Annotated in this window: 14 protein-coding genes; 8 read left to right on the plus strand and 6 right to left on the minus strand. The window is 62.4% G+C overall.

The genetic code is table 11. The annotated features are described in order from the left end of the window. Positions 1-56: 56 nt before the first annotated feature. From fabD to gmk, 7 genes are all read left to right on the plus strand, one after another. Positions 57-998 (plus strand): ACP S-malonyltransferase, encoded by a 942-nt coding sequence (gene fabD, locus JNB71_RS22475; protein WP_220374013.1) that lies wholly within the window; start codon positions 57-59, stop codon positions 996-998. A gap of 125 nt (positions 999-1,123) precedes the next feature. Further along, positions 1,124-1,861, plus strand: a complete 738-nt coding sequence (gene fabG / locus JNB71_RS22480) for a 3-oxoacyl-[acyl-carrier-protein] reductase (RefSeq protein WP_112848991.1) — start codon at positions 1,124-1,126, stop codon at positions 1,859-1,861. A gap of 317 nt (positions 1,862-2,178) precedes the next feature. Further along, positions 2,179-2,415 (plus strand): acyl carrier protein, encoded by a 237-nt coding sequence (locus JNB71_RS22485; RefSeq protein WP_018327362.1) that lies wholly within the window; start codon positions 2,179-2,181, stop codon positions 2,413-2,415. A gap of 214 nt (positions 2,416-2,629) precedes the next feature. Continuing rightward, positions 2,630-3,889 (plus strand): beta-ketoacyl-ACP synthase II, encoded by a 1,260-nt coding sequence (gene fabF, locus JNB71_RS22490; protein ID WP_220374014.1) that lies wholly within the window; start codon positions 2,630-2,632, stop codon positions 3,887-3,889. 303 nt (positions 3,890-4,192) lie between these two features. After that, positions 4,193-5,371: an endolytic transglycosylase MltG gene (gene mltG / locus JNB71_RS22495; RefSeq protein WP_220374015.1), complete on the plus strand. Its 1,179-nt coding sequence runs from the start codon at positions 4,193-4,195 to the stop codon at positions 5,369-5,371. Positions 5,372-5,524: 153 nt separating this feature from the next. After that, entirely contained in the window at positions 5,525-6,412 is an 888-nt protein-coding gene (locus tag JNB71_RS22500; protein ID WP_220374016.1) for a YicC/YloC family endoribonuclease, read from the plus strand. 2 nt (positions 6,413-6,414) lie between these two features. Beyond that, positions 6,415-7,080: a guanylate kinase gene (gmk, locus tag JNB71_RS22505; protein WP_220374017.1), complete on the plus strand. Its 666-nt coding sequence runs from the start codon at positions 6,415-6,417 to the stop codon at positions 7,078-7,080. A gap of 208 nt (positions 7,081-7,288) precedes the next feature. On the opposite strand, the gene rsmA is transcribed toward gmk, so the two are convergent. From rsmA to lptF, 6 genes are all read right to left on the minus strand, one after another. Beyond that, positions 7,289-8,116, minus strand: a complete 828-nt coding sequence (gene rsmA / locus JNB71_RS22510; protein WP_220374018.1) for a 16S rRNA (adenine(1518)-N(6)/adenine(1519)-N(6))-dimethyltransferase RsmA — start codon at positions 8,114-8,116, stop codon at positions 7,289-7,291. Further along, entirely contained in the window at positions 8,116-9,147 is a 1,032-nt protein-coding gene (pdxA, locus tag JNB71_RS22515; protein ID WP_220374019.1) for a 4-hydroxythreonine-4-phosphate dehydrogenase PdxA, read from the minus strand. The genes rsmA and pdxA overlap by 1 nt, the downstream gene beginning before the upstream one ends. A gap of 10 nt (positions 9,148-9,157) precedes the next feature. Further along, positions 9,158-10,102, minus strand: a complete 945-nt coding sequence (locus JNB71_RS22520) for a peptidylprolyl isomerase (protein ID WP_220374020.1) — start codon at positions 10,100-10,102, stop codon at positions 9,158-9,160. Positions 10,103-10,280: 178 nt separating this feature from the next. Then, complete coding sequence (locus JNB71_RS22525; protein ID WP_220374021.1) at positions 10,281-12,620, minus strand: LPS-assembly protein LptD; 2,340 nt, start codon at positions 12,618-12,620, stop codon at positions 10,281-10,283. After that, positions 12,620-13,705, minus strand: coding sequence for an LPS export ABC transporter permease LptG (gene lptG, locus JNB71_RS22530; RefSeq protein WP_220374022.1), 1,086 nt, complete (start codon positions 13,703-13,705; stop codon positions 12,620-12,622). Before lptG ends, JNB71_RS22525 begins: the two co-directional genes overlap by 1 nt. Beyond that, positions 13,702-14,877, minus strand: a complete 1,176-nt coding sequence (gene lptF, locus JNB71_RS22535) for an LPS export ABC transporter permease LptF (protein ID WP_220374023.1) — start codon at positions 14,875-14,877, stop codon at positions 13,702-13,704. The genes lptG and lptF overlap by 4 nt, the downstream gene beginning before the upstream one ends. Positions 14,878-15,200: 323 nt before the next feature. Between lptF and JNB71_RS22540 the strand changes: the two genes are divergently transcribed. Next, on the plus strand, positions 15,201-16,697 hold the full coding sequence (locus JNB71_RS22540; RefSeq protein WP_220374024.1) for a leucyl aminopeptidase: 1,497 nt from the start codon (positions 15,201-15,203) through the stop codon (positions 16,695-16,697). Positions 16,698-16,703 lie beyond the last annotated feature (6 nt).

The following is a 16,703-nucleotide window of genomic DNA, read 5'->3' on the forward strand; positions in this document are numbered from 1 at the left end:
TGACTCGGACGCAAGGAATGTGAATGGAGAGGAAAATTGAAGGGAAGGACATCCCCATGGCAATCGCATTCACATTTCCTGGACAGGGCAGCCAGGCGCTCGGCATGGGCAAGGACCTGGCAGATGCCTTTCCGGAGGCAGCAGCCGTCTTTGCCGAGGTCGACGACGCGCTCGGCGACAAGCTCTCGGACATCATGTGGAACGGCCCGGAGGAGACGCTGACGCTGACGGCCAATGCCCAGCCGGCTTTGATGGCGGTGTCGATCGCCGCCATTCGCGTGCTCGAGGCCAAGGGGCTTAATCTGAAATCCAAGGTCGCCTATGTCGCCGGCCATTCGCTTGGCGAATATTCGGCGCTCTGTGCCGCCGGCACGTTCTCGCTCGCCGACACGGCGCGGCTCCTGCGCATCCGCGGCAATGCCATGCAGGCGGCGGTGCCCGTAGGCAAGGGCGCGATGGCGGCGATCATCGGCCTGGAGCATGGCGATGTCGACGCGATCTGCGCGGCAGCGTCGGCGCTCGGCTCCTGCCAGATCGCCAACGACAATGGCGGCGGCCAGCTGGTGATTTCCGGCGAGAAGGCCGCGGTCGAAAAGGCGGCGATGCTGGCGACCGAGAAGGGGGCAAAGCGTGCTATCCTTCTGCCCGTGTCCGCGCCCTTCCATTCGGCGCTGATGGCGCCGGCGGCCGACGCCATGCGCGAGGCCCTCGCAACGGTGGCGAAGAGCAATCCGGCCGTGCCGCTGCTCGCCAATGTACGGGCCGCGCCGGTGACGGATGCGCAGGTGATCGCAAGCCTTCTGGTCGAACAGGTGACCGGCCAGGTCCGCTGGCGCGAGACCGTCGAGTGGTTCGCCGCAAACGACGTGAAGACTCTGTACGAGATCGGCTCCGGCAAGGTGCTGACCGGTCTTGCTCGCCGCATCGACAAGACGGTGACCGGCAGCGCCGTCAATTCCCCCGCCGACATCGACGCGGCAATTGCTGCTCTCGTCTAGTGACGAGACGTGAGTGGTCGGCAGTGAGTAGTGATTAGGTGCCGCTCGCCACGTGAGCACTGGTTTTCTCTCATAACTACTCACGAACGACTAACAACTATTCGCTCTAACAAGAGGAAATCACAATGTTCGATCTGTCTGGCCGCAAGGCTCTCGTCACCGGCGCATCCGGCGGCATCGGCGAAGAGATCGCCCGCATCCTGCATGCGCAGGGCGCCATCGTGGGCCTGCACGGCACCCGCGTCGAAAAGCTCGAAGCGCTCGGCAACGAGCTCGGCGAGCGCGTCCACCTGTTTCCGGCGAACCTTGCCGACCGTGGCGCCGTCAAGGCGCTCGGCGAAAAGGCGGAAAGCGAACTTTCCGGCGTCGACATCCTCGTCAACAATGCCGGTATCACCAAGGACGGCCTGTTCGTGCGCATGAGCGACGAGGACTGGGACGCGGTGCTGGAAGTCAACCTGACCTCGGTCTTCCGGCTGACGCGCGAATTGACCCATCCGATGATGCGCCGCCGCCATGGCCGTATCATCAACATCACCTCGATCGTCGGCGTCACCGGCAATCCGGGCCAGGCCAACTACTGCGCCTCCAAGGCGGGCATGATCGGCTTCTCCAAATCGCTGGCGCAGGAGATCGCCACCCGCAACGTCACCGTCAACTGCGTCGCGCCCGGTTTCATCGAGAGCGCCATGACCGGCAAGCTGAACGACAAGCAGAAGGACGCCATCATGGGCGCCATCCCGATGAAGCGGATGGGAACCGGTGCGGAAGTCGCCGCCGCCGTCGCCTATCTCGCCTCCAACGAGGCGGCTTACGTGACCGGCCAGACGATCCATGTGAACGGCGGCATGGCGATGATCTGAGGGCGGTAAACGCCTGCGCTGCCGCGTTTTCGCGTTAATCGAAGGGGCAGGGCGGAAATACCGGGAATTGCGTGTTGACCAAGCCATTCCCGGCCATTTTCGGACTTTGCGACAGACATAAACCGTGTTAAGCGGGCCATGACTGTGCGCAGTCGATCGGAAGATATGAGGCACACGCCATCTTTTGCAGCGCGTGGTTTGCCGCTCTTGCGGTTGAAGAGATTGCCGGGGTGATCGTTCTTGATCTCTCTGGCGTTAATAGGGTACCGATGTCAGCACGGCATCGTTGAGAAAAAACAAAGGTCGAGGAATCCGACATGAGCGACGTAGCAGAACGCGTAAAGAAAATTGTTATTGATCATCTTGGCGTCGATGCCGAAAAGGTTTCGGAAGGCGCAAGCTTCATCGACGATCTGGGCGCGGACTCGCTCGACACCGTCGAACTGGTCATGGCATTCGAAGAAGAGTTCGGCGTCGAAATTCCCGATGATGCAGCGGATTCGATCCTGACGGTCGGCGACGCCGTCAAGTTCATCGAAAAGGCACAGGCCTAAGCCGGTGCAGGGCGGGGCGCGTCGCGGCCCGCCTTCAAGTCCCCAGGCGGGGCAGGCTCCCTTTTTTGGGGGCAGCAAGCGCATTTAAGGAAGGCCTGATGGCTTCCGTACCTGATTGCGCGATATGAACATCACGGAAATGGATGTACGGGTCCGGTTTTAGCATGTGGTCCGGTCCGGTTCTGGAATTAACAGGCAGGGTGGATCACGGGCTATGAGACGTGTCGTTATCACCGGTACCGGCATGGTATCTCCATTGGGTTGTGGAACCGAGATCAGCTGGTCGCGGCTGATTGCCGGAGGCAATGCCGCCCGCCGGGTGACTGAATTCGAAGTCGAAGACCTGCCTGCGAGGATTGCCTGCCGCCTGCCGTTCGGAGATGGCACCGACGGCACGTTCAATCCCGACAACTGGATGGAACCGAAAGAACAGCGCAAGGTCGACGATTTCATCATCTACGCGATGGCTGCAGCTGACATGGCGCTTGCCGATGCCGACTGGCACCCGAAATCCGACGAGGACCAGATTGCCACCGGCGTCCTGATCGGTTCGGGCATCGGAGGTCTCGAAGGCATCGTCGATGGCGGCATCACCTTGCGCGACAAGGGCCCCCGCCGCGTTTCCCCCTTCTTCATCCCCGGCCGTCTGATCAATCTCGCCTCCGGCCAGGTCTCGATCCGCCACAAGCTGCGCGGACCCAACCATTCGGTCGTCACCGCCTGTTCGACCGGCGCCCATGCGATCGGCGATGCGAGCCGCCTGATCGCGCTTGGCGATGCCGACGTGATGGTCGCGGGCGGCACGGAATCGCCGATTTCGCGCATCGCCCTTGCCGGCTTTGCAGCCTGCAAGGCGCTGTCCACCCAACACAACGACGATCCGCAAAAGGCATCGCGCCCGTATGACAGGGATCGTGACGGCTTCGTCATGGGCGAGGGCGCCGGCATCGTCGTGCTGGAAGAGCTCGAACATGCCAAGGCGCGCGGCGCAAGGATCTATGCGGAAGTCGTGGGCTACGGCCTCTCAGGCGACGCCTTCCACATCACCGCGCCCGCCGAAGACGGCGACGGCGCCTACCGCTGCATGCAGATGGCGCTGAAGCGCGCCGGCCTGACGGCAGCCGACATCGACTATATCAACGCGCACGGCACCTCCACCATGGCGGACACGATCGAGCTTGGCGCCGCAGAGCGCGTTCTTGGCGAGCACGCAAGCAGGGTTTCCATGTCTTCGACCAAGTCGGCGATCGGCCATCTGCTCGGCGCTGCCGGTGCGGTGGAGGCGATCTTCTGCGCGCTGGCGATCCGCGACAATGTCGCGCCGCCGACGCTCAATCTCGACAATCCTTCGGTCGAAACGAAGATCGACCTGGTGCCGCATGTTGCGCGCAAGCGCGATATCAATGTCGCCCTGTCGAATTCCTTCGGTTTCGGCGGTACGAACGCCTCCCTCGTCCTGCGCCGTCTCGCCTGATATCGGCGCTCGCGGGGCCCCTCTGAGGCCCCGTGTCGGCGCGCCATGTCGCCGGCTTACCGTATTTGATGCTTTAAATGCATCCCTTATCCAGCTTTTGCCGCATTGCTCGGTTCAAACGTGCAATAGGGACGATTTGTGACCGGAGACCGCTGTGCCGGGTGTCGCCAGGTCATGCTGACACAAGGCAGACGGCGTAGATTGCTATAGTCGCAGCGAAATGATTCTCTTTCCTGGTACTCTTCTGGAGTTCGCATCAGGGATTGGGACGTGCATGATGCGAACTCCAGAACCAGGACACTCGTGAACGACGCAAACGAAAACAGCGCAGTGCCTTTCGGCCGCAGCGACGCCGGCAACAACGGCCCGATCATTCCGAAATCGGCGAGCGAAGCCCTTCGTCCGGAAAAGGTGCCGCAGCCGCCGAAGCGGTCGCGCAAGGCGAAAAGCCAGGTCGTCATCTTTCTGAATTTCGTCATGACCGTCATCGTTTGTCTGACGGTCGCTGCCGCCGCGACCATTTATTACGCGATGACGGCCTACGAGGCCAAAGGCCCGCTGACGGCAAACACCAATTTCATAGTGCGCAACGGTGCCGGCATTCAGGAAATCGCAGGCAGTCTCGAGCGCAACAATATCGTTTCCGATGGGCGCGTCTTCCGCTTCATGTCGGAAGCCTATCTGGACGATGACACGCTGAAGGCCGGCGAGTACGAAATCAAGGCAGGCTCCTCGATGCAGGAGATCATGCAACTGCTGAAATCGGGCAAGTCGATCCTTTACTCCGTGTCGCTGCCGGAAGGCCTGACCGTCAAGCAGATGTTCAGCAAGCTGAGTGCGGACCCGGTGCTGGAAGGCGATTTGCCGGCGGAACTGCCTGCCGAAGGCACGTTGCGTCCCGACACCTATAAATTCTCGCGCGGCACCAAGCGCAGCGAAATCGTCGCGCAGATGGCAGCTGCGCAGAAGGCCCTGGTCGATCAGATCTGGGATCGCCGTGATCCGGACCTGCCGATCTCCAGCCGCGAGGAGTTCCTGACGCTGGCATCGATCGTCGAGAAGGAAACGGGCATCGCCGACGAACGCTCGCGCGTAGCCTCCGTCTTCATCAACCGGCTGGAAAAGGGCATGCGCCTGCAGTCCGACCCGACGATCATCTACGGCATTTTCGGCGGCGACGGAAAACCGGCCGACCGGCCGATCCTGAAATCGGACCTCGACAAGCAGACGCCCTACAACACCTATCTGATCAAGGGTCTGCCGCCGACGCCGATCGCCAATCCCGGCCGCGCCGCGCTGGAGGCCGTTGCCAACCCGTCGCGCACATCGGATCTCTATTTCGTGGCCGACGGCACCGGCGGGCATGTGTTCGCAGCCACGCTCGACGAGCACAACAACAATGTCCGCCGCTGGCGCAAGCTGGAGGCCGAGAAGGCCGCAGCCGCAGCCAAGGCGGCAGAACCGGCGACCGTTCAGGAATAATCGGTACCACGCTTGTGGATGATACGGCTCCGGCCCGCTTGACCCTTGCGGTCAACCGTGCCGGAGCCGTACACATTCATGCACCATTTCAAACATTCCCGCGCGCCATGCCAGCCGGTCCGGCTGCGCGCTGCGAGGAGCAAGGAGAAGACGATGCCGCTGCAATCCATGACCGGATTTGCCCGCCGCGAGGGAACCTCCGGGCGCTATCGCTGGGCGTGGGAACTGCGCTCGGTCAACGGCAAGGGTCTCGATCTGCGGCTGCGGCTGCCGACCGGCACCGAACATCTGGAAGCCGATGTTCGCAAGCTGGTGGCGGAGTGTTTTTCGCGCGGCAACATGCAGGTGAACCTGACCGTGAACACCAGCGAGGCCGGGGTTGAAACCGTGGTCAACCAGGGTGCGCTGGCAGCCGTACTGGCGCTGCGCGAGCAGTTGCGCGATGTGATCGACCCCGCGCCGCTGCGGCTCGACACGCTGCTTGCCATTCGTGGCGTCGTCGATTTCCGGGAGCCCGAGGAACAGGAGGGCGAGCGCGCCGCCCGCGACGGGGACCTCCTGGTTGGCCTGAAACTCGCTCTCGCCGACATCACCGCCATGCGCGAGACCGAAGGTGCCGCGCTCTGCCGGGTGCTGCTCGACCAGATCGAAAAGATCGCCCTGCTGACCGGGCAGATCGAGGTGGATCCGTCGCGCAGCCCGCAGTCGATCGCCGCCCGGCTGGCGCAGCAGGTGGCTCTGGTGCTGGATGGCGGCGTGACGATCGATCAGGACCGCCTCTATGGCGAGGTGGCGCTTTTGGCGGCCAAGGCCGATATCCGCGAGGAGATCGACCGGCTGCGCACGCATGTCGCCGCTGCCCGCGATCTTCTGGAGAAGGGCGGCCCGGTTGGCCGGAAACTCGATTTCCTTTCCCAGGAATTTAACCGCGAATCGAATACGATCTGTTCCAAGTCGAATGCCGCAACGGTGACTGCCGCCGGCATCGAACTGAAAGTCGTCATCGACCAGTTTCGTGAACAGGTCCAAAATCTGGAGTGACCATGAGCCCCGCCAGCCCACCATCCACAAAAGCCATTCAGCGCCGCGGCCTCATGCTGGTGATCTCGTCACCCTCCGGTGCCGGCAAGTCGACGATTGCACGCAACCTCCTGGAAGCCGATCCGCAGATGAGCATCTCCGTCAGCGTGACGACGCGCAAGCGCCGCCCGAGCGAGATCGAAGGCCGTCACTACTTCTTCAAGTCGATCCGTGAGTTCGAGGGCCTGCGCCAGACCGACGCGCTCCTGGAATGGGCCGAGGTGCACGGCAATTTCTACGGCACGCCGCGCGACGCGGTGGAACAGGCCATGGCCGATGGCCGCGACATGCTGTTCGACATCGACTGGCAAGGCGCCCAGCAGCTGCAGGAGAAGATGGGCGGCGATGTCGTGTCAATCTTCATCCTGCCGCCGTCGATGGCCGAACTGCAATCGCGCCTGCACCGGCGCGCCGAGGACACGGAAGAGGTGATCCATACACGGCTTGCCAATTCGCGGGCCGAGATCGAGCACTGGATCGAGTACGACTATATCGTCGTCAACGAGGACCTCGACAGCGCGTTTGCCTCCGTCAAGGCGATCGTCGAGGCTGAACGCCTGCGCCGCGACCGCCGCCCGGGATTGTTCGAGTTCGTCAACGGGCTGTTGACGGAAACGCCGAAGCTTTAGAGTGGTCACCCATACAATGACGTGCGGTTAACCCCCCTCTGTCACTCCGTGACATCTCCCCCTCAAGGGGGGAGATTGGCCGTGCAGTCGCCTTCCCCACAGTTTTGGAATGCGGCTGAGGGACGAGAATAATCTCCCCCTTGAGGGGGAGATGTCACGAAGTGGCAGAGGGGGGGTAAATTCTCCGCCGACGATTGCCTTGCGACCTTCAAAGGCAGTTGGCGATCCGGCAGAATTCTTCGACGGAGAGCGTTTCGGCGCGGCGTTGCGGGTCGATGCCGGCCTTGGCCAGCAGGGCCTCGCCGCCGATCGACTTGACGCTCTGGCGCAGCATCTTGCGGCGCTGGCCGAAGGCGGCCATCGTCACCTTTTCCAGGGCGGCGGCAGAGCAGGGGATCGGGTTTTCCAGCGGTTCCAGATGGACCACGGACGAGGTTACCTTCGGCGGCGGCGAAAACGCCTGCGGCGGCACGTCGAAGGCCATGCGCGCCTGCGTCCGCCAGCCGCAGAGCACGCCGAGCCGGCCGTAATGATCATCGTTTTCTTCCGCCACGATCCTCAGGCCAACCTCGCGCTGAAACATCAGCGTCATCGACTGGTAGAAGGGCGGCCAGGCTTTCGGCAACAGCCAGTTGACCAAAAGTTGCGTGCCGACATTGTAGGGCAGGTTGGCGATGATGCGGACCGGGCCATCGGTCACGAGGTTCTCGAAGTCGATCTTCAGGGCGTCGCCCTCGATCACCTCCAGGCGGCCGGGATAGTGATCGGCGATCTCGGCGAGCGCCGGCAGGCAGCGGCTGTCCCGCTCGATGGCGATCAGCTTTTTGGCGCCGAGCGACAGGATGGCGCGGGTGAGACCGCCGGGCCCGGGGCCGACCTCGATCACTGTCACGCCCTCCAGCGACCCGGCCGTGCGGGCGATTTTCTGGGTGAGGTTGAGGTCGAACAGAAAGTTCTGGCCCAATGCCTTCCTGGCATCGAGGCCATGGCGCTGGATGACGTCGCGCAGCGGCGGCAGGCCGTCGATTGCCGCCATCAGCCGTTCGCTTTCGCAGCGTTGTCGGCAAGCTCTCGCGCCATCTTCAGCGCGGCCACGAGGCTGTCGGCGCGGGCAACGCCCTTGGCCGCAAGGCTGAACGCCGTGCCATGGTCCGGCGAGGTGCGGATGAAGGGAAGGCCGAGCGTGACGTTGACGCTGTCGTCGAAGCCGAGCGCCTTGACCGGGATCAGCGCCTGGTCGTGATACATGCAGATCGCCACGTCATAGGTTGCGCGGGCGCGGTCATGGAACATGGTATCGGCGGGCAGGGGCCCGATGATGTCGAGCCCCTCGGCCTTCAGGCGATCGATGACCGGGCGGATGATCGCATCGTCCTCGAGACCGAGGGCACCGTTTTCGCCGGCATGCGGGTTGAGGCCCGCCACCGCGAGGCGCGGCGAGGCAAGCCCGAACCGCCGCTTCAGGTCACGCGCGGTGATCGTGCAGGTCCGGTAGATCAGGTCGGAAGTCAGCTGCGCCGGCACGTCCTTCAGAGGGATGTGGATCGTCACCGGGACGGCCTTCAGCTTCGGCCCGGCCAAAAGCATGATCGGCAGCAATTTTTCGCCGGTCATGCGTTCACCGATATCGGCGAGGAATTCGGTATGTCCGGGGAATCGGAAGCCGGCTTGGTAGAGAACCGATTTGGCGATCGGATTGGTGACGACGGCGCAAGCGGCACCTTCCATCGTCAGCCGCACCGCCGTTTCGATCGCGCCGGTGATGGCGCCGGCATTGGCGGAATCGGGCTCGCCCGGCATGGCGGGCGCGGCGCAGGCAACCGGCAGGACCGGCAGCGCTGCGTCGAAAGCGGCAATCGCTTCGGCGCATTCCGCTTCACGCATCGCGATGTCATGGCCAAGCAGGCGGGCGCGCTCGGCAAGGGCGACGGGATCGCCGATCATGATGAAAGGCGGAGTCTGCCAGGCCTTTCTGTTCGCCCAGGCGGCAAGGCTGATGTCGAGGCCAATGCCGGCCGGATCGCCCATGGTCAGGGCAAGCGGCCTGTCGCTTGCGGTTGCGGTCATGGGAGTGCGGTTATTTGTCGATGATCTGCGCGCGCTTGCGCAGTTCCTCGATGTATTTCTTGCTGTTGGCGTCCTCGCCCTGGTTCTTCTTGCCGATATCCTCGGCGCGGAAGACGACTTCGGCGGCAAGGTCGTCGGAAACCTGGCGCTTCTTGCAGATGCCGAGATATTCGACGCCCTTATCCGTCACGCGCGTCGCCGTCGTGTTGCCGTCGCCGGCCTTTTCGACCAGTGGCTTCCAGTCCCCGGGGATCTCCTGCACCATCATGCGGCCGAGATTGCGGATCGAAACGTCCCGCATCGTGGCGGCAAACACCTTGGCCTGTTCGCAGCCGGGATACTTCGAGCGCGACGCGTTGGCTTCCGCCTGGCGCTTGCCGATGATGGCGTTGCGCTTGGAGGCGGGTACCACGAAGATCACCTGTTGCAGGAAATATTCCGTCGTCACCGGCTTGTTGCCGCCGTTTTCCTGCATGCGCCGGACGAGTTCCTCGTTGGAAAGACGGCCGTTTCCGCCACCGCCGAACCGGGCATTCACCACGCGCGGCCAACTCATCGCCACGGCGACGTAGCTCTTGAAGTGCTCGAGGCCGACGCCGGCCTGGTCGAGCACCTGCGACAGTTGCTGGACGGTGAGCTTGTTGCCGGCCGCAAAGCGGCCGACCGCCGCATCGACATCGCTCGTGCTGACGGAGGCGCCGACCCTGACGACTTCGGCGCGCTTGAGAACTTCGTCGATCAGTTCCTGGCGGGCGGCGGCCTGGCCGCCGGCATGCCGCTGCAGGCGCAGAAACGCAGCACGCTTGGCGACATCGCCGGAGGTGATGGGCGTGCCGTTGACGACGGCGACGACCTTGCTCGCGGCCTGCACCGCCGCCGGCGCTGCCGCAAATGCGATGCCGCAGGCGAGGATCAGTGTCGAAACCGCGCGTGTGATCGAGAGTTTCCCGCCCATGTCTTATCCTTTTCGTCTTCCCCGACTGCGAAGCCCCGGAGGTAGTGATCTTGTGCCGAGCGCAACCGTCCTGCGCGTTTCCTCGCAAGATGCATAATACATGCGGCCGAACAATGACAAGACCTGCAGCGCGACGCAGGCAGACCTTGCGGCTGCCCCAGCAAGCGATGTGCGCCGCTCAGTTCAGGCCGTCGAAGTCGGTGTCGCCGACATTGATGTCGCCCAATGTACGGAAACTGATGCGGGCGCCGATCGACCAGTCGTTTGCGACGGTCTGATCGGTATCGCGCTCTTCCTTGTAGACCAGCGAGAAGATCGTGTCGCGGTCGTCATAGGTGATGCCGATGCCGTTGCGAGTCACGACGTTGCTGTTCAGGTCGTAGGTGACCGAACCGAAAACCGACCAGTAGTCCCGGAACTTGTATGCGGCCGCCGTCTGGATTTCGTCCTGGTCGCTCGTCGATCCGTAAAGCGGTTGCGCCTGGATGCTGGTGTAGGTCAGCGCGGCCTGCCAGAAGATGCCCTGGTAGCCGATCGTTGCATCGGCGCGCTGCAGGTCGAAACTGCTCTCGTCGAAACGGCCGCTCAGGCTTGTCGTGATGCCGGAGGGGGCATCGATGCCGAACATGGCGACATAATCCGAACTGTCTGTTTCCAGCCCGGAATTTGCACCGGCCTTGACCAGGTCGTCCGTCGCAAAGGAATTCAGCCCGCCCAGATGGAAGGACTGGCCGGCAATGGCGCGCAGCGCGTAGCCGTTGCCGAGCGCGCCGGTGTAGCGGACGCCGAGATTGGCCCGCGTGCCGCCCTCGATGCGATCATAGCCGGAGAACTTGTCGCGGTCGAACAGCGTCGTTGCATCGAAGACGAAGCTCTGTGCGTCCTCGTTCGGCAGACCGCCGGCATATTCCTCGTCGGGACGGGCAAAGACCTGGGCGATCGGCTCGATGATGTGGCTGCTGTAATCGGTCGTCAGCAGAATGGGATAGCGCGCATCGATTCCCGCCGTCAGCATGCGCCGGGCGGCCGCGTCGTCGTCGTTAAAGTTGCCGGTATAATTGGCCGGCTCGGTCATCGACGTGCCGGTCAGGTCGCCGCGTGCGGCAAGCATCGGCGTCAGCGACAGTCCGCCCGGAAGGATGAAATTGCGCTTCCATTCGGCTTCGGCGGTAAACCGCTGGTAGCTGCCTTCCAGCCCCCGATAGCGAAACACGTCAGGACCGGGCACGCTGACCTGCAGTTCGTCCTCGCGGTTGCGCTTGACGTTGGTGAGGTTGAAATTGGCGTTCAACTCGCCGCCAAGCACCGGCTCAGGCGCCGTGTAGGAATAATCCGTCACCTGCGCAATGGGCTGCTTGTTTTCGGCAAGGCTGTCGAGGTCGGCATCCTGGATATCGAAGTAGAAGGCGCGGGCGTCGAAGTAATTGCGCTTGCCAAGACCGGTCAGATAGACCTGGTTCGTGTAGGTCGTCCCGTCGAAGGTCGAAAGCTCGTAGGTCTTGGCGAAGTTGTTGTCGCTCTGCACCAGGACATTCCAGCCGAACGTCCAGCGCGGATTGATCTCGAACCTCGCCTTCGAGGCGATCATGCCACGGGCGGTCTCCTTGGCATCGACGGTGCCTTCGGTAAAACTGTCGCGGTCCATCTGGTTGATGCCGGCCATGCTGAGGATGTGTTCGCCGTTTTCGAACCGCTGGCGGAACTCGCCCTCGAGCAGGAAACCCTGGCGGGTCAAACCGGTCGCGGTGACGGTGGCGTCCATATAGGGGGAAATCGCCCAGTAATAGGGGATCCCGACACCGGCGCCGAGTTTTTGCGTGTATTTGAATTTAGGAAACAGGAAGCCGCTCTTGCGCTTCACCGTGTGGTCCGGAACCTCGAGCACGGGCAGAAACATGATCGGCTTGCCGAACAGCTCGAACCTGGCATTCTCCATGCGAACGGTATGGGTCTTGCCGTTCTGGACGATGCGCTGCGCCTTGACGTGCCAGAGCGAGCGATGGTCCGGATTGGTCGCGCAGGGCGTGCAGGCGGTGTAGACGGCATTGTTGAGGATCATTTCCTCGCCGTTGCGCCGCTCGCCGGTGACCGCGGCCAGCTTCGTAAGGTCGGTCGTTTCAAGCCGCATCGTTTCGATGAAGCCATCGGCGAAATTGTCCGTCACGTCCATCTTGTCGGCGTAGACCTTGTTGCCGCCGGGTTCGATGAGTTCGATCTCGCCGGTCGCAATGATGCGCCCGGTCTTCTGGCTGTATTCGACCTGCTGGGCGACCATCTGGTAGCCGCCATAATTGATCTGCACGGCGCCGCGCACGATCACTCGCTCGGCGTCCTGATTGTAGACGAGCTCGTTGGCCGAGAGAAGCATCTTGGCATCTTCGGGGAGCTTCGGCTGAAGCGAATCGATATTGGTTGCTTGTGCCCAAGCCGGTGCGATCGGGGTAAACGCCTGGAACGTAACGCCGGAAAGCAGAAGGGCCGTGAGCAGCCTGATATGTTTGCGGTTGCCTGCCGCCACTAGCCATCTTCCTCATGCAATAGAATCGTAGAGCCGAGTGCCATCGCTACAACAACTGGCAACCAGGCTGCAACGAACGGAGGCACTATGCCGCTACTCCCGAATGCTTTGACAAGCACGGTGACGACATAAAGCACGAAGCCCGAAAGGATGCCACCGAGAATCACCGGCCTCGATTGGTTAAACCGGCTAAATTTTAGAGAGACGCTTGCAGCGATCAGCGTCATTGCCACCAGAAGCAGAGGAAGCGAAAGCATGGAATGGAACTGGGTTTCCATGCCGTTTGTCGGGAAGCCAAATGATTTCGCCACTTCAATTTTGCGCTGCAGGTCAAAAAACTGAATGGAATCAGCCTTTGTAAGCGTTTCCTGAACGAATTCCGGCTTCAGATGGGTCGGCAGTTGTGCCGTGGCGAGACGCCGTGGCAGCTGCCCGTTGCGCGTTTCCGTCACGGCGTTAAGGAGCCAGTAACCATCTTCCAGTTTTGCCGTTGCGGCATCCTGTCTCGAAACGATCGTGCCGAGCGGATCGAAATGGAGCACCGTGACGTTGACCAGCGTCCTGCCCTCGTCCTGTACCGAGCGGGCGCCGATGATCGTATCGTCGTTTCCGTAGATCTGCCGCAACCAGGGGATGGAGATCGCCGAGTGGGCGGAGGACGAGCTTCCCCATTCCGCTTCCAGCGCTTCGGCCTGCTTCGTTCCCCAGGCGGCGATCGGATTGAGAGCGATCACCGCCAGGATGCCGAACAGGAGCGCGCCGATGACGAAAGGCTGCAGGAATTGCCAGACGGAAATACCGGCGGCCCGCGTCACGACCAGCTCATAGCGGCGGTTGAGCGAGATCAGTGCCGCCATGCCGGCAAACAGCGCGACGAAGGGAACTGTCTGCTGCAGGATCATCGGAATGCGGAACGTCGTCATCAGAAGGGCGCCCGCGACTGAGTATCGCGGCAATTGCGACATCCGATTGGAGAGTTCGCTGAAATCGATGATGAAGATCAGTGCGAAAATGCCGGTGAGGAACCAGAAGGTCGTCACCGCGTATCGCCTGAAGAAATAACGCCCGAGCGTGGTGAATATCATGCGGACTGGTTCCCGTCGGAGGCAGGCGCGACCTTGGCAATGCGCAGGCGAACCAGCACCTCGTTGAGCTTCTGCTCCCAGGTCAGCGGAATCTCAAGCCGCTTGTTGCCGATCAACTGACGCACCGCCAGATAGCCGGTTGCCAGCGGAATCAGATACATGACCGGAACGAAGGCGGCTGATTCCTCCGCGCCATTGGCGGCGTAGAAAGTCGCCCAGCGGACGAAAAGGCAGGTCAGGAGGGCGGTAATCATCGGATGCATGCGGGCTTCGCGATGTGACCGCGCATCGCTGCTGACGACCAGCGCAATCAGCGCGAACAGCAGGGGAAAGGTCCACTCGGTGAAACGGCGGTGCAATTCTGCCGAAAAGGACATCGGGTTCTTCTCGTAGACCGGGTCCTTGGGATCAGGATCCAGCAGGAAAAACAGGTCCCGGTCCTTCGCGCGGATGGTGGCTTCGCCGGCCATCTTGGTCAGGTCCGTGAGGTCGAAGGCATAGGAATCGAACTTGATGATCGAGACATTGCTGTCCGGAAGCTTGCGGTGCACCTCGCCGTCCTTCATCACCAGCGCCGAGCCGTTTTCGTCGACCGCGCCCTCGCGGGCATAATAGACCAGCTCATAGGCCGGGTTGCGGGAATCGGCGACGAAAATCCCGTGCAGGACGCCGCCGCTGCGGCGCGCGGCTACCTGGACATAGAGGCCCTCGGCAATCTTGCGGAAGGTGTTTTCCTGCACCACGGACGACAGGAGGTCGGCATGGGCGGTGGCGATCATCTTGCGCACGGCCATGCGTGAATAGGGTTCGATGAAATTGTCGACCGCAAAGGACAGGACGCTGAGCGCGATGCCGAGATAAAGGACCGGCCGGATGATCGTCATGCGCGAGGCGCCGGCGGCATTCAGCACGGTGAGCTCCGAATCGGCGTTCATCGCAGTCAGCGTCTGCGCCACGCCGATCACCAGGGCGAAGGGCAGGATCAGCGGGATGATCGAGGGCAGGATCAGCGTTGCCAGCTTGAGGAAGGCGAGGATGGACTGGCCGCTGTCGGTCACCAGATTGATGCTGGCAAGCGCCTGCGTCGTCCAGACGATCGCCATCAGCGGCAGCAGCGTGGCAAGGAACATGCCCGTTGCCCGCCTCAGGATATAGCGCTCGATCAGTTTCATGCCCGGTCCTGGCTCATCTTCCTGTCGCTTGCCCCGTCCGACGCCGCCGACAGGCGTCGGATCGCACCAGATGTCCCTATTGCGCTGATCGGACCGGTTTGCAAGTTTTCCACGACAACCAAATTGTAAAGGGGCAGGGCTAATGCACGGCAAAGAATGAAAGTTAACAGCATGTAAACATACGCTCGCGTCTTGCCAAGGCCATCAAAACCAAGAAGGGTGCACAGACCTGTTTGCGGGCTTGCGGTCGATGGCGAATGTTTGCCACTGTCACCGCCATGTAACATAACGGCGCCGGCCCGCGGCCCTTCTGGAGTATCTTCATGGCGATGAAATTCGAAATCGGTTTCAGCAAATCAGCACGTTTGACCGGTGGTCTGGCTATCCTGCTCAAGACTGTTGACGGAAAAGAGGCGGCTGGCGCTGCGGAAGCCGATCCGGAGGCAATTATTGCCAAGGCTGCGCGGATTGCGAAATTCAAGGCCAAGTCGCTGAGCACGCTCGATATCGTTGCACCGCAAGGGGCGCCGGTCGACCGAATCGTGGTTCTCGGACTCGGCGATGGTTCCGGCCTTTCCACGCATGACTGGCTAAAGGCGGGCGGCGCCGCGGCCGCGAAACTGCGCGGCGCCGACAAGGTGACGATTTTCCTCGATGCCCCGGGCGTCGAGGTCACCGGCAAGGCGGCCGCGGATTTCGCGCTCGGCATGGAGATGAACGCCTACAGCTTCGACACCTACAAGACGACGAAGAAGGACGACGACGAGCAGAAGGGCCCGCCGAAGCCGGTGAAGGTGACGATCGTCACCAGCGCCGTGATTTCAGCCAAGAAGGCGGCCGCCAATTCCCAGGCGATCGCCGAAGGCGTTTTCATCGCGCGCAACCTCGTCAACGAACCGGCGAACGTGCTGGGGCCGGTCGAGTTCGCAGCCAGGGCCAAAGAGCTCGAAAAGCTTGGCGTCGAGGTCGAAATCCTGACCGAGCGGGAGATGAAGAGGCTCGGCATGGGTGCGCTGCTTGGCGTGGCGCAGGGCTCAGTGCGGCCGCCGCGGCTTGCGGTCATGCAGTGGAAAGGCGGCAAACCGAAAGACAGGCCGGTCGCCTTCATCGGCAAGGGCGTCGTGTTCGATTCGGGCGGCATTTCGATCAAGCCCGGCGCCGGCATGGAGGACATGAAGGGCGACATGGGCGGGGCGGCGGCCGTTACAGGCCTGATGCATGTGCTGGCGGCGCGCAAGGCCAAGGCGAATGTCGTCGGCATCATCGGCCTTGTGGAAAACATGCCCGACGGCAACGCCCAGCGTCCCGGCGACATCGTCACCTCCATGTCCGGCCAGACGATCGAGATCATCAATACGGACGCGGAAGGCCGACTCGTCCTGTGCGACGCGCTGTGGTACTGCAATGACCGGTTCAAGCCGCAGTTCATGATCAATCTGGCGACGCTGACCGGTGCCGTCATGGTGGCGCTCGGAAGCCATCATGCAGGCCTGTTCAGCAATGACGACAAGCTTGCGGGACAGCTGACGGCGGCGGGCCTGGCGACCCAGGAACGGCTGTGGCGCCTGCCGCTCGGCAAGGAATATGACAAGATGATCGACAGCAAGTTCGCCGACATGAAGAACACCGGCGGCCGCTACGCCGGCTCGATCACCGCGGCACAATTTCTCAAGCGCTTCGTCAAGGATACGCCGTGGGCGCATCTCGACATCGCCGGCACCGCCATGGGCTCGCCGACCGACGAGGTCAACCAGTCCTGGGGTTCGGGCTTCGGCGTGCGCCTGCTGGACGAGTTCGTCCGCGCCAATTGCGAGGGCTGATCGCAC

The organism is Rhizobium herbae (genome assembly GCF_019511375.1).
Classification (GTDB): Bacteria; Pseudomonadota; Alphaproteobacteria; order Rhizobiales; family Rhizobiaceae; genus Pararhizobium; species Pararhizobium herbae_A.